This window comes from Streptomyces sp. NPDC033845 (genome assembly GCF_055576225.1).
In genome coordinates, this window is record NZ_JBVIRI010000009.1 from 39,414 (window position 1) to 52,280 (window position 12,867).

Here is a 12,867-nt window from a genome sequence, read left to right on the forward strand (position 1 = left end):
ACGGCCCCGACCGCGACCCCGGTCCCGGCTCAGCCGGAGCAGGCGTTGCGCTGCGCCTCCTGCCATTCGCAGACCGGGCAGAGCACCCGCCCCGGGGTGGCCGTCCCGTACTCGGTGGGCTTCCCGCAGTCCACGCAGTCCGCGTACGGCGGCCCGGCCACCGCCCCCGGGGGGCGGCCCGGAGCCGGGGCGCAGTACACCTGATCCGCGTGCGCGTGCTCGTGCTCGTGCTCGTCCATGGGACCGAGCGTACGGGCCTCCCCGGGGACGGCGGGCCCAGGAGGGGACTCAGGAGGAGGCGGGCTTCTCCACGTGCTCGCTCGGCCGGACGATCACGAAGCCCTCGCCGCGCAGCTCCAGCTGGACGGCCTCGCCGGAACCGCCCCGGATCATCGAGCCCACCGACTGGGAGCGGTGCAGCCCGGTGTCCAGCGAGGCGCTCCAGCCGACCACCGCGTCGGTGTCCACGTACACCGGGGCCTGGGCGGTGACCGGGATGACGATCGGGGTGCCGTCGCAGACCAGGGCCAGTTTGCCCTGCCCGGTGAACACGCTGTTGAAGAGGCCGCCGCCGGTCATCCCGGCACCCTTGACGGTCCTGATCTCGTAGCCGAGGGTCGCGTCGAAGCAGAGGACGTTGCGGCCGTTGACGGTGAACGCGTCACCCGGCTCGATCTCCACGATGAAGCAGTTCTCGGCCCGGTGCGCGAACCAGGCCTCGCCCTGCCCGGTCACGGACATCAGCGGCAGCCCCTCGCCGGTGACGGCCCGCTTGAGCATCCCGCCGATGCCCTGGCCCTTGCGTTCGAACCGCAGACCGCCGCGGAAGGCGACCATCGAGCCCTGGCGGGCGAGCATCTCGCCGTTGACCGTGTACTTCACCGACTTGGCGTTCTGCAGGGCCATGCCGGGGGCGGCGGCGGGCTGGGCGAGGTGCTCGGCGGAAAAGAGGTCGCTCTTCATGCCCCCGATCCTCGCCCGGACCCGCGGCCCCCGGCGTCATCCTGAAGTCGGAGCCCGGATCGGGGGACCTCCTCCGCCGGTGGCATCCTTGGCCGGTGAGCAGCGAAGACACCACCGATCCCACCACCCCGGCCGAGGCCGCCGCCGCCCGGGACCTGGCGCCCCAGTTCGTCCTCCCGCTGGTGGTCCGGATCGAGAAGACCGACCCGCCGGCCCGTACCGACGCCCTGGAGACGGCGGCCCGCGCGGTCCTCGTCCTGCTGTCGGACGGGCGGGCGCAGGGCGACGGCGAGTGGGCCGCGGCGGTCCGCGACTGGCAGGACGCCCGGATCCGCAAGGTGGTCCGGCGGGCCCGCGGCGCGGAATGGCGCAAGGCCGGGACGCTGCCCGGCATCACCGTGAGCGGTACGGAGACCGAGGTGCGGGTGTTCCCGCCGGTGCCGCTGGACGGCTGGCCGAAGGAACTGGCCAAGCTCCAGGTCTCCGGCACCGACCTGGACGACCCGGCCGCGCCCGGCCCGGCGCCCGCCGGGGTCCCGGTGCTGTGGCTCAACCCGGAACTGGACATGTCGGCCGGCAAGGCCATGGCACAGACCGGCCACGCGGCCCAACTGGCCTGGTGGGAGCTGACCGGCGAGGAGCGGGCCGCCTGGCGCGAGGCCGGCTTCCCCCTGGCCGTCCGCACCGCGCCCCCCGCCCGCTGGGCGGAACTGACCGCCTCCGGCCTCCCGGTGGTCCGCGACGCCGGCTTCACCGAGATCGCCCCCGGTTCCTGCACCCTGGTCTCCGACCACCCGGCCCTCCGCACCCGCCCGACCTCCTAGGTCCCAAGATCGCTCTTGACAGCCCTCGGTGCCGTGCACCACCCTTTCACTACTTCCTTAGTGAAAGGGTGGTGTGGGCATGGTCGAGTACCGCATCGACCGCCGCAGCGGTGTGGCCACCTATCTCCAGATCGTGCAGCAGACCAGGCAGGCCCTCCGGTTGGGCTTGCTGCGGCCCGGGGACCGGCTGCCCACGGCCCGTGAGGTGGTCGAGGCGCTCGCCATCAACCCGAACACCGTCCTCAAGGCGTACCGGGAACTGGAGCGCGAGGGCCTGGTCGAGGGCCGCCGGGGGCTGGGCACCTTCGTCCGCCGGACGCTGGGCGAGGGCGGGGCCGCCGACGGCGGACTCCGCTCCGAGCTCGCCCGGTGGCTGGAGCGGGCCCGCGAAGCCGGGCTGGAGGAAGAGGACATCGCCGCACTGATCGCCTCCGTGCTGGGCGGAGCCGACAGCGAACCGAACGACCAGGGGGAACCGATATGACGTCAGCGATCGAAGCGCGCGGGCTCGGACGGAGGTTCCGCGAGGGCTGGGCCCTGCGCGACTGCTCCTTCCGGCTCCCGGCAGGGCACGTCTGCGCCCTCGTCGGGCCCAACGGGGCCGGCAAGTCGACCCTGCTGGCACTGGCCGCGGGCGTGATGAGGCCCACCGAGGGCCGCCTGACCGTCCCGCCCCGGGAGGAGGTCGCCTACGTCGCCCAGGAGAAGCCGCTCTACCCGCGGCTGACGGTCGCCCAGACCCTGCGGATGGGCGCCGATCTGAACCCCGGCCGCTGGGACGCGTCCGCCGCGGACGCCGTGGTGGCGGCCGGCGGCATCGATCCGGCCCGCCGGATCCGCACCCTCTCCGGAGGGCAGCGCTCCCGGGTCGCCCTGGCCCTCGCCCTCGGCAAGCGGCCGTCACTGCTGCTGCTGGACGAGCCGCTGTCCGAGGCCGACCCACTGGCCCGCCACGAACTCATGGGCACCCTGCTGGCGACGGCCGCCGATCACGGCACCACCGTCCTGATGTCCTCGCACATCCTCCCCGAACTGGAGGACGCCTGCGACCACCTGCTCCTGCTCGACGGCGGACGGATCCGCCTGGGCGGACCGGTCGAGGAACTCCTCTCCGCCCACACCCTGGTCAGCGGTCCGGTCCGCGACCTGGCCCCGCACACCGTGGTGAGCTCGCGGACCATCGGGCGGCAGCTCACCGCCCTGCTGAGGGTCGAGGCACCCGGCGGTGCGCTCGGCGGCACCGAACCCACCCTGGAGGAGCTCCTGCTCTCCCACCTCCGCGCCCCCGGCGCACCGGCCCTGCTCACCGCGGCCATGGCGGTGGCCGCATGACCCTCGCCGATCTGCGCGGACCCGTCCGCGTCACCGCCCGTCTGCACCGCACCGCCCTGTGGGGCGCGTTCGCCGTCCTGCTTCTCGCCGTGCTCGCCCTCCCCACCGCCCGCTGGTACGTACAGTCCGTGGGCGCCGACCTCGCCGCCTCCGGCTGCGACCCTTGGAACACGGTGCCCGGCTGCGGGACCGAGGTGCGCGGCTACCTCTCCCGCGCCCTGTACGAGCAGAAGCTCTTCGGTGTCATCGCCCTCGCGGTGGTCCTGCTGCCGGTCGCCCTCGCCGGGTACGTCGCGGGTCCGCTGATCGGGCGCGAGCTGGAGTCCGGTACCTACCGGCTCCAGTGGACCCAGTCCGTCAGCCCCGCCCGCTGGCTGACCGCCCGGCTGGCCGTCCCGGCGGTCGCCGCGGTCCTCGCACTGTCCGCGTTCGGCCTGATCGCCGAATGGATCCGGCTGCGCACGGCGGACTCCTGGTACCCGGTGCAGTGGTACGAGTTCCCCTTCTACGGGGCGATCGGACCGGTGGCGGTGGCCACCGCGCTTCTCGGCACCGCCGTCGGCGCGCTCGCCGCGCTGCTGACCGGGCGCACGGTGCCCGCCGTGGCCGTGGCCAGCGCCGTCACCGCCGCCGCGATGGCCGGCCTGACCACCCTGGGCTCCCGGTTCCGGCCCGTCGCGTGGGGGTACTGGCCACTGCAACTGGCGGAGAGCGGCATACTGCTGGCGCTGGCCGCCGCGGCCACCGCCGGGGCGTTCGTGCTGTTGCGCCGACGCCACGGCTGAGAGGCCCGGGGCGCGGGCCGGGCGGCGGGCGGAAGCTCAAATGTTGCTCTGAAACCTTCTGTGCGTGGTTGGCGTCCTCGTGCCGGGGTCATGACATCGGCACGACGTACTGAAGGGGGGCGGGGGGCATGGAGCCCATGGCACGCCTGGGGGTGGGGATCGGCTGGCGGCCTGAGATCGCCGAGGCGGTCGAGCGGTTGCCGGGACTGGACTGGGTGGAGGCGGTGGCCGAGAACCTGTGCCCCGGCCATCTGCCGGATTCGCTGCTGCGGCTGCGCGAGCGCGGGGTGACGGTGGTCCCGCACGGGGTCTCGCTGGGACTCGGGGGCGCGGACCGCCCCGACCCCGGCCGGCTGGCCGCCCTCGCGGAGCGGGCGGTGGCCCTGGGGGCCCCGCTGGTCACCGAGCACATCGCGTTCGTCCGCAGCTCCTCCCCGGCCCTGGAGGCCGGTCACCTGCTGCCGGTGCCGCGCACCCGGGACGCCCTGGACGTGCTCTGCGCGAACGTCCGGATCGCCCAGGAGGCGCTGCCGGTGCCGCTGGCGCTGGAGAACATCGCGGCGCTGGTGAACTGGCCCGGCGAGGAGCTCACCGAGGCCCGGTTCCTGGCCGAGCTGGTGGAGCGGACCGGGGTGCGGCTGCTCATCGACGTGGCCAACCTGCACACCAACCGGGTCAACCGCGGCGAGGACCCCCTCGCCGTGCTCGACGCGCTGCCGCCGGAGGCCCTGGCCTATGTGCACGTGGCCGGCGGGCTGGAGCGGGACGGGGTGTGGCACGACACCCACGCCCACCCGGTGCCCTCGCAAGTCCTGGACCTGCTGACCGAGCTCCGGCAGCGGATGGACCCGCCGGGGGTGCTGCTGGAACGGGACGACGACTTCCCCCCGGAGGCCGAACTCGCCGCCGAACTCACCGCCATCCGCGGCGCCCTGGCCCGCGTACCGGCCCGCGTCCCGGCCCGCACCCCGGCGCGCGTACCGGCCGGCGCCGCCGGCACCCGCCCCGGCCCCGGCCCCGGCGGCCTCCCACCGAACCCCGCGAGCACCCCGAACCCCCCGAGCCCCGCAGACACCCCGCGCCCCGTGCCCGTACCGGCCGGGGACCCCGAGGGCGCCCGGGTGCGGGTCGGCATCGCGCAGACCGCGCTGCTGTCCGCGCTGGTGGCCGGCACCCCGGTCCCGGAGGGCTTCGACCGGCAGCGGATAGCCGTGCAGGCGCGCGCCCTGGTCGGCAAGCGGGCCTCGGTGGTCCGCAAGATCGCGCCCGAGCTGCCCGAGATCCTCGGACCGGCCTACCGGACCGCCTTCGCCGGCTACGCCCGGCACCGCCCGATGACCGACGGGTACCGCCGGGACGCCCTGGACTTCGCCGAGCACCTGCTGGTCCACGGCCTGCCCGCGGACCTGGACCCGGCCGCCCGCCGCCGGCTCACCCGCTGGTGGCAGGACCGGGCCGGCCACCGGCCGCGGACCCGGCTGGGCCAGTGGCTGCGCGGACTGGGCCTCGGCCCCCGCCCCGGGCGGGCCGCCGCATGATCCTGTTCCCGGTGCTGTTCTGGCTGGCCGTCCTCGGTTCCACCGCCGGCATCCTCCTCGGCGTCCGGCGGGCCCGGGGCCCCGTCCCGCCCGTCCCCGCGCCGCTCGACGCCCCCGAGGCCGCCTTCCTCACCGGCGGACCGCGCCGGGTGGTGGAGGCGGCCATGGTCTCGCTCTGCCAGGACGGCCGGATGATGATCGGCGGCCCCGGCATCGTGCAGGTGCGGACCGGTGCCCGCGGCCGGGACCCGGTGGAACGGGCCGTCCTGGAGGTGTTCGCGGGGGCGGCCGCCGGTGCCCTCTACCCGCTGCGGGCCGCCACCCAGACCCATCCGGCCGTCCGGGAGACCGGCGAGGGGCTGGCCGCCCGCGGGCTGCTGCTCGCCCCGGGCCGGCTGGCCGGGCTGCGCGGCTGGGCCGTCCTGCAGGCCCTGCTCTGCCTCGTCGCGACGCCGGTGTGCATCGTGCTGGCCGCGGTCGTCGACGTCGGCGCGGGGCTGGCCGCCCTGCCCGCCGCCGTCCTCGGACTGATCTCGGGAGTGGTCCTGGTGACCTCCACCGTGGGACGCGCCACCAGGGCCGGCCGACAGGCCCTGGCCGGCTACCGCGCCACGTACGGCCGGAGCTCGGACCCCACCGCCGCGGTGGCCCTGCGCGGTCCCGCCGCGGTGGCCGATCCGCTGCTCCGCCTCCAGCTGGTACGGGGCGCGGCGGGCCGCCGGCGCGGGCCCGGCGGAGCCGGCCACCCGCACCGGGCGCACTCCTCCTCGTCCTCCTCCGGGAGCGAGGTGCTGCCGGTGATGTGGTGCGGCGGCGGCCCGGGCGGTGCGAGCTGCTCCTCGGGGAGCGGCTGTTCCTCCGGCTCCAGTTGCTCCTCCGGGTCGAGCTGTTCCTCCGGGTCCAGCTGTTCCAGTGGGTCCAGCTGTTCCAGCGGGTCGAGTTGCGGGAGTTCGTCCAGTTCCAGCTGCGGCAGCAGCTCCTGACTGGACATCACCCCGGATCACGGCCGCATCACGACCTGTTCACACCTCGGCACCGGCCCGGACCGGTGTGATCGGCTTCTTGTAGACATCCGGTCATGTTCTGGGTCCCCTTTCTGCTCGTGGCCTGGGCCGGAGTGCTGCTCGCCAGCGTCCGGCTGCTGCGGGCGACCACCGAAGCCGCCGAACCCGCCGCGGCCGGGCCGGACTCCGCGCCGGACTCCGGCCCGGCCGCGGCCACCGTCCGCCACCACGGGGACCTCACCCTCTACGAGGCCGCCTATCTGGCCGGCGGCCCCCGCCGGGTCACCGATCTGACCCTGCTCTCCATGGCACGCGAGCGGCGCCTGCTGCTGGCCCGGACCGGCTGGGCCACGGTGGTCGACCCGGTCGGCCGGGACCCCCTGGAACGCTCGGTGCTCGGGGCGTTCGGTCCCGACGGACAGCTCCCGGTCTCCGCGCTGCGGACCGCCACGGCCGGGGCCCCTGCGGTCCGCCGGGTCGCCGAGCGGCTCACCGAGGCGGGGCTGACCCTGCCGGACCGGGTCCGTACGGGCCTGCACCAGGGGATCCGCGAGGTGCGCGGCTCCGTCCTGCTGGTGCTCGCGATGACCGCGGCCGCCCTGTCCGTGCCCACCGGCGGGGTCCGCACCACCCTGCTGCTGTGCTGGTTCTCGCTGCCGCTGCTGCTGGCCACCACCCTGCTGGCGATGGCCCGGTTCGACGGCGCCCACACCGTCTGGGCCTCCCCGGCCGGCCGGCGGATGCTGTCCGGGCTGCGCGGGGACGACCCGGGCTATCTGACGGCCGTCGCCGTGCACGGACTGTCCGCCGTCGGCGATCCGGACCTGCGGGCCGCGCTGTCCGTCGGCGAGCGCGGACTGCCGCCCCGCCAACGGGGTCATTGAGGCCCCCGCCCGGCGGGTCCGCTTTACTCCGGACCCGCCCGCCCGTGTCATCGGTTCATCGATCAGCCGGTCCATCAGTCCAGCTGCCCATCGGACCGTACGACCGTACGACCGTCCGATGACACGGAAACGGAAGGAGCCGCCGTGCTGCGGACTCCGCTCGCCCGCCGGGGCGCCGCCGCGGCCGCCACCGCGGCCCTCTCCCTCGCCCTGGCCGCCCCCGCACACCCCGCCACCGCCGCCGCCACGACCACCCGGCCCGCCGCCGAAGCCTCCGAGGCAGCCGAAGCCTCCGGAACAGGTGGAGCCGCCGAGACCGGCGGAGCCACCGGGACCGCCGAGGCCGCCGGGGCCGAGGCCGCCGCCCGGCGGGCCGCCGCCCGGCCGCCCCGGTTCACCGCCTGCCCGGCCGCCGAGGGCCTCCCCTCCGCCGTCCGCTGCGCCCTGCTCCCGGTCCCCCTGGACTACGCCCGCCCCGACGGCCCGCAGATCTCCCTCACCGTCAGCCGGCTGCCCGCCACCGGACGCCAGGGCGTCCGCCGCCAGGGCGCGCTGGTCTACAACCCGGGCGGACCGGGGGCCTCCGGCATGTTCTTCCCGACCGTCGCCGCGCTGCCCGAATGGCGGCGGGTGGCCGCCGCCTACGACCTGGTGGGCTACGCCCCGCGCGGGGTCGGCCGGTCCGCCCCGCTGTCCTGCCGCCCCCGGGACACCGCCCCGGGCACCGCCGGAGCCCCCGGCCTCGCCCCCCGCCAGGTCCCGGCCGTGCCCTCCGCCGCGTACAAGGAGCAGCGGATCGAGGAGGCCCGCGGCTACGCCCGGGGCTGTGCGGAGCGGGCCGGGGAGGCGCTCCGCCACTACTCCACCCTGAACAACGTCCGCGATCTGCACGTGCTGCGGGCCGCCCTCGGCGAGCCCCGGCTGAACTTCTTCGGCGCCTCGTACGGCACCTACTACGGCTCGGTGTACGCCACCCTCTACCCGGAGCACGTCCGCCGGATGGTCCTCGACTCCCCCGTGGACCCGGACCCGCGCCGGATCTGGTACCGCAACAACCTGCGTCAGTCCGCCGCCTTCGAGCGCCGCTGGTACGACTTCCGGGCCTGGGCGGCCCGGCACCACTCCGTCTACCGGCTGGGCGACACCCCGGCGGCCGTCCAGGCCGGCTACGAGAAGGTGCGCGCGGCCGTGGCCCGGGAGCCCGCGGGCGGACTGGTCGGCACCGGCGAGCTCCAGTCCGCGTACCTCCAGGCCGCCTACTACGACGAGGTGTGGCCCGAGCGGGCGGCCGCGCTCAGCGCCTTCCTCGCCGGGGACCCCGGTCCGCTGACCGAGCTGGCCGCACCCGATCCGGCGTCCGCCGGGGAGCGCGAGAACGCCACCGCCGTCTACACGGCCGTGCTGTGCAACGACGCGCCCTGGCCCCGGGACTTCGCCGTCTGGGACCGCGACCACACCGAGCTGGCCCGCCGGGCCCCCTTCGAGACCTGGGCCAACGCCTGGCTGAACCTGCCCTGCGCGTACTGGCCGGTGCCGGACCGGCCGCGGCCGGTGGACGTACGGGCCCCCGCGCCGGCCTCGGCGGCGGGCCTCGGGGTGCGGCTGCCGGACCTGCTGGTCCTGGCGGCGGAGCGGGACGCGGCCACCCCCTACCGGGGGGCGCTGGAGCTCCAGCGGCGGCTCGGGCCGGGGGCCTCGCTGGTCACCGAGTGGGGAGCGGGCACCCACGGGGTGGCGGGCGGCCGCAACGCGTGCGTGGACCGCCATGTGGAGCGCTATCTGCTGACCGGGGACACCCCTGGTCCGCGGGCCGGCTGTGCGCCGCATCCGGAGCCCGCACCGGTGTCGCTGGACGGCGGGGCGGCGGCGACCCGGGGGTCGCTGCTGCCGCCTGCCGTCTGAACTTCCGGGCGGGATCTCCGGCTGCGTCGATTCGGGGGCAGGGCCTCCCGATCCACCGGAGGGGCCACCTGGCGGTGTGTTCCTCCGGTCCTTCCCCCCAGGGGAGGTATCAGGCGAGCCCGGCCACCAGGTCGGCGACGGACTTGCGGCGCCCGGTGTAGAAGGGCACCTCCTCACGGACGTGCATCCGGGCCTCGGAGGCGCGCAGGTGGCGCATCAGGTCGACGATCCGGTACAGCTCGTCGGCCTCGAACGCGAGCATCCACTCGTAGTCGCCCAGCGAGAAGGAGGCCACCGTGTTGGCGCGGACGTCGGGGTAGCCGCGGGCCATCTTGCCGTGGTCGGCGAGCATCCGGCGGCGGTCCTCGTCGGGCAGCAGGTACCAGTCGTAACTGCGGACGAAGGGGTACACGCTGACGTAGTCGCGGGCGACCTCGTCGGCCAGGAAGGCCGGGATGTGCGACTTGTTGAACTCGGCCGGGCGGTGCAGCGCCATGTTCGACCACACCGGCTCCAGGGCGCGGCCCAGCCGGGTGCGGCGGAACAGGTTGTAGGCGGTCTGGAGCTCGTCCGAGGTCTCGGCGTGCCACCAGATCATGATGTCGGCGTCGGCGCGCAGGCCGGACACGTCATAGGTGCCGCGGACGGTGATGTCCTTGGCGGCCAGCTGGTCGAACAGCTCCTGCACCTCGTCGGCGAACCCGGCGCGGTCCTCCGGCAGGACGTCCTTCAGCCTGAAGACGGACCAGAGGGTGTAGCGAATGACCTCGTTGAGGTCCTTGGCCTTCTTCCCCGCATTGGGGATCTTCTCCGACGTAGTCATGGACCCATTGTCCCTGCCGCGATCAGTGGTCCGTGCCAGGGGTGCCCCCGGGGGCTGCCAGCGCCTCCCGGACCGCGTCCGCCGCCGCGCGGGCGGCGGCGATGCAGGCCGGCACGCCCACCCCGTCGTAGAGGGCACCGCAGACCGCGAGGCCGGGCCGGGCGGCGACGGCGGTCCGGATCCGGGCCACCCGGTCCAGGTGGCCGACCGGGTACTGCGGCAGTCCGCCGTGCCAGCGGGTGACGGTGGAGGCGACCGGGCGGGCGGCCAGACCGACGGCCTCGCCGAGGTCGGCGAGGGCGGCGGAGACCAGTTCGGGGTCCTCCCGGTCCAGGTCCTTCTCGTCGCCGTGCCGGCCCACCGAGGCGCGCAGCAGGAACAGTTCGGGGTCGGCGGCGTTCCAGGCCCACTTGTTGCTGGAGAAGGTGGAGGCCTTCACGGTCCGCCCGTCCACCGGCGGGACGAGGAACCCGCTGGAGCCCCCCGCGGTGATCGCCCCGGGGAGTTCGGAGCGCCGGAAGGCGAGGGTGACCAGGCCCATCGAGGCGTACTCGACCTCCGCCAGCGCGGTGGCGGCGGCCGGTGCGGCCCCGGCCAGCAGCCGGGCGGCCGGGCCGGCCGGGGTGGCGAGGATCACGGCGTCCGCGTCGATGGCCTCGCCGCCGTCCGTCACCACCCGCCAGCCCTGCCCGGTGCGCAGCAGTTCCCGGACCCCGGTGCCGGTGCGCAGGTCGGCGCCGGCCGCCCGGCAGGCCTCGGCGACGGCGAGCGGGAGCCGGCCGATGCCGCCCTCGATGCCGGTGAAGACCGGGCCGGTGGCGGCCGCGCCGAGCGCGTGGGCGCGTTCGGCGGCCTCCCGCTGGATGGAGCGGACGGCCTCGGTGAGGACGGGGCGGGTGCGCAGCGCCGTGTGCAGGGCGGGCAGGGCGGCGCGCAGCGAGATCCGGTAGGCGTCACCGGCGTAGACCCCGCCGAGGAGGGGTTCCAGGAGCCGGTCCACGACCTCGCGGCCGAGCCGGTCGGCGACGTAGCCGCCGACGGCGACGTCCTCGTCCTCCGCCAGGCCCCCTTCGGGGTCGGGCCGTTCCGCTTCGGCGCGGGCCAGGCCCTCGGCGGAGAGCAGCCCGGCGGCGGCGAGCGGGGCGAGGTCGCCCGGTACGCCCATGAAGTGGCCGCCTGGCATGGGCAGCAGTTCCCCGCGGCTCCACAGCCGGGCGGCGGCGGTGGCGGGCGGCACCAGGTCGGGGCCGAGGCCGACCGCGCGGGCCAGGTCCACCGCCTCGGGGCGGCGGGCGAGCAGGGATTCGGCGCCGAGGTCCACGGGCCGGCCGGCGAGTTCCCCGGTGCGCAGCTTTCCGCCGAAGGCGGGGCCGGCCTCCAGGAGGGTCACCCGGGCGCCGGTCGCGAGGAGCCGGTGCGCGGCGGCGAGGCCGGAGATGCCGCCGCCGACCACCAGGGCGTGTCCGCGGCGGCCGGGCCGTCCGGCATCCGCTGCCGGTGCCCCTGCCGTGCCGGTGCCGGTTGCCGTGTCCGTGGCGGTGTCCGTTTCGCGCATGGGTCCATGGTCGCAGAGCGCCGGGACGGCTCCGGCGGGGGCCGAGGCCGGACCGTGACCCGTTCGGGACCGGCTCGGGACCGTACGAGGAAACCGGGGGCCGGGCCGGCACGTCGGAAGGGGGACATCGGATCGAGCCCGGGGGGCACCGCAGTGACCATGACGACGCGTGAGATCGGCCGGGGCCGGAGAACGGTGCGCGGGGGCACCGGGGTGCTGGTGGCGCTGGCGGCCGCGGTGGCCCTGACGGCCACCGGCTGCGGGGCCGGGGACGGCGCCGGGGACAAGGCGGCCGCCCCGCACGGGCTGACCGCGGACGCGAAGGGCGGTCAGGAGGGGGCCAGGGCCGATGCCGGGTCCGCCGCCTCGGCGGCTCCGGCGGCTCCGGCGGCTCCGGGGGCGCCGGGCAAGCCGGTGCAGGTCCGGCAGCACATCATCCGGACGGCGACGCTGGGCATCGAGGCGAAGGACCCGCGGCGGACCCTGACGGCCGCCCGGGCGGCCGCCGTGGGCGCCGGGGGCTACGTGGGATCGGAGACCACCGAGGGGGGCGACGGCGGGATCCTGACCTCCACGCTGGTGCTGCGGGTGCCCAGCGACCGGTTCGACGGGGTGCTGGCCGCCCTGGAGGGCGGCGGGAAGCCGCTGCACCGGCAGGTGGGGGCGCAGGACGTCACCGAGAAGGTCGTGGACGTGGACAGCCGGGTCCGGTCGCAGCAGGCCAGCGTGGCCCGGGTGCGGGACATGATGGAGAAGGCCACGGCGCTCGGTGACGTGGTGCTGCTGGAGGGGGAGCTGAGCAAGCGGCAGTCGGAGCTGGAGTCGCTGCTGGCCCAGCAGACCGCGCTGAAGGACCAGACCTCCCTCGCGACCATCACCCTGGAGGTTTCCGGGGCGCCGACGGCGGTCGAGGAGGAGGACGGGGACCCGGCGTTCACCGATGCCCTCGGGGGCGGCTGGGACGCGTTCGTGACCGCCCTGAAGTGGGTGACCCTGGTGCTGGGCGCGGTGCTGCCGTTCGCCCTGGCCGGTCTGCTCCCGCTGGTCCTGTGGAAGCTGTACCGGCGGTTCCGCCCGGCCCGGGTCCGGCCGGCCGCCGCCCCGGCCCGGCCCGGGCTGCCCGGTTACGCGCCGGCCGCCGCCCCCCGGGTGGGCCCGCAGCGGCCCGCTCCGGCCGACGCCGGCGGCGACCCGGCCGGCGCCTCCGAGGAGGAGGACCGGGACCGCTGACACCCCGCCGCCGCCGTACGGGCCGGA

Annotated in this window: 13 protein-coding genes; 9 read left to right on the forward strand and 4 right to left on the reverse strand. The window is 76.0% G+C overall.

Translation table 11 applies throughout. From position 1 onward, the window contains the following. Positions 1-29 precede the first annotated feature (29 nt). Positions 30-239 (reverse strand): hypothetical protein, encoded by a 210-nt coding sequence (locus ACZ50K_RS20360; RefSeq protein WP_468904791.1) that lies wholly within the window; start codon positions 237-239, stop codon positions 30-32. A gap of 49 nt (positions 240-288) precedes the next feature. Continuing rightward, complete coding sequence (locus tag ACZ50K_RS20365; protein ID WP_468904794.1) at positions 289-963, reverse strand: AIM24 family protein; 675 nt, start codon at positions 961-963, stop codon at positions 289-291. A gap of 95 nt (positions 964-1,058) precedes the next feature. Here ACZ50K_RS20365 and ACZ50K_RS20370 point away from each other — a divergent pair, with 95 nt between their 5' ends. The 8 genes from ACZ50K_RS20370 to ACZ50K_RS20405 all read left to right on the forward strand — a co-directional run bounded on the left by ACZ50K_RS20370 (position 1,059) and on the right by ACZ50K_RS20405 (position 9,232). Further along, positions 1,059-1,787 (forward strand): peptidyl-tRNA hydrolase, encoded by a 729-nt coding sequence (locus tag ACZ50K_RS20370; RefSeq protein WP_468904797.1) that lies wholly within the window; start codon positions 1,059-1,061, stop codon positions 1,785-1,787. 79 nt (positions 1,788-1,866) lie between these two features. After that, positions 1,867-2,271, forward strand: coding sequence for a GntR family transcriptional regulator (locus ACZ50K_RS20375; protein ID WP_468904800.1), 405 nt, complete (start codon positions 1,867-1,869; stop codon positions 2,269-2,271). After that, a complete protein-coding gene (locus ACZ50K_RS20380) occupies positions 2,268-3,119 on the forward strand; it encodes an ABC transporter ATP-binding protein (protein WP_468904802.1) in 852 nt (283 codons plus the stop codon). The genes ACZ50K_RS20375 and ACZ50K_RS20380 overlap by 4 nt, the downstream gene beginning before the upstream one ends. Then, entirely contained in the window at positions 3,116-3,904 is a 789-nt protein-coding gene (locus tag ACZ50K_RS20385) for a hypothetical protein (RefSeq protein WP_468904804.1), read from the forward strand. Before ACZ50K_RS20380 ends, ACZ50K_RS20385 begins: the two co-directional genes overlap by 4 nt. A gap of 128 nt (positions 3,905-4,032) precedes the next feature. Beyond that, a complete protein-coding gene (locus tag ACZ50K_RS20390) occupies positions 4,033-5,442 on the forward strand; it encodes a multinuclear nonheme iron-dependent oxidase (RefSeq protein ID WP_468904807.1) in 1,410 nt (469 codons plus the stop codon). Further along, complete coding sequence (locus tag ACZ50K_RS20395; protein ID WP_468904809.1) at positions 5,439-6,425, forward strand: TIGR04222 domain-containing membrane protein; 987 nt, start codon at positions 5,439-5,441, stop codon at positions 6,423-6,425. Before ACZ50K_RS20390 ends, ACZ50K_RS20395 begins: the two co-directional genes overlap by 4 nt. Before the next feature lie 95 nt (positions 6,426-6,520). Continuing rightward, positions 6,521-7,330, forward strand: coding sequence for a TIGR04222 domain-containing membrane protein (locus ACZ50K_RS20400; protein ID WP_468904811.1), 810 nt, complete (start codon positions 6,521-6,523; stop codon positions 7,328-7,330). A gap of 144 nt (positions 7,331-7,474) precedes the next feature. Continuing rightward, entirely contained in the window at positions 7,475-9,232 is a 1,758-nt protein-coding gene (locus tag ACZ50K_RS20405; RefSeq protein WP_468904813.1) for an alpha/beta hydrolase, read from the forward strand. Between the two features lie 109 nt (positions 9,233-9,341). Here the strand turns inward: ACZ50K_RS20405 and hemQ are convergent, their stop codons facing one another. Continuing rightward, complete coding sequence (gene hemQ, locus ACZ50K_RS20410; RefSeq protein WP_468904816.1) at positions 9,342-10,055, reverse strand: hydrogen peroxide-dependent heme synthase; 714 nt, start codon at positions 10,053-10,055, stop codon at positions 9,342-9,344. Positions 10,056-10,077: 22 nt separating this feature from the next. Then, positions 10,078-11,610 carry a protoporphyrinogen oxidase gene (hemG, locus tag ACZ50K_RS20415; protein ID WP_468904819.1) on the reverse strand — a complete coding sequence of 511 codons (1,533 nt, stop codon included), beginning with the start codon at positions 11,608-11,610 and terminating at the stop codon, positions 10,078-10,080. Positions 11,611-11,769: 159 nt separating this feature from the next. Here hemG and ACZ50K_RS20420 point away from each other — a divergent pair, with 159 nt between their 5' ends. Then, positions 11,770-12,840 (forward strand): DUF4349 domain-containing protein, encoded by a 1,071-nt coding sequence (locus tag ACZ50K_RS20420; protein ID WP_468904821.1) that lies wholly within the window; start codon positions 11,770-11,772, stop codon positions 12,838-12,840. Positions 12,841-12,867: the final 27 nt, after the last annotated feature.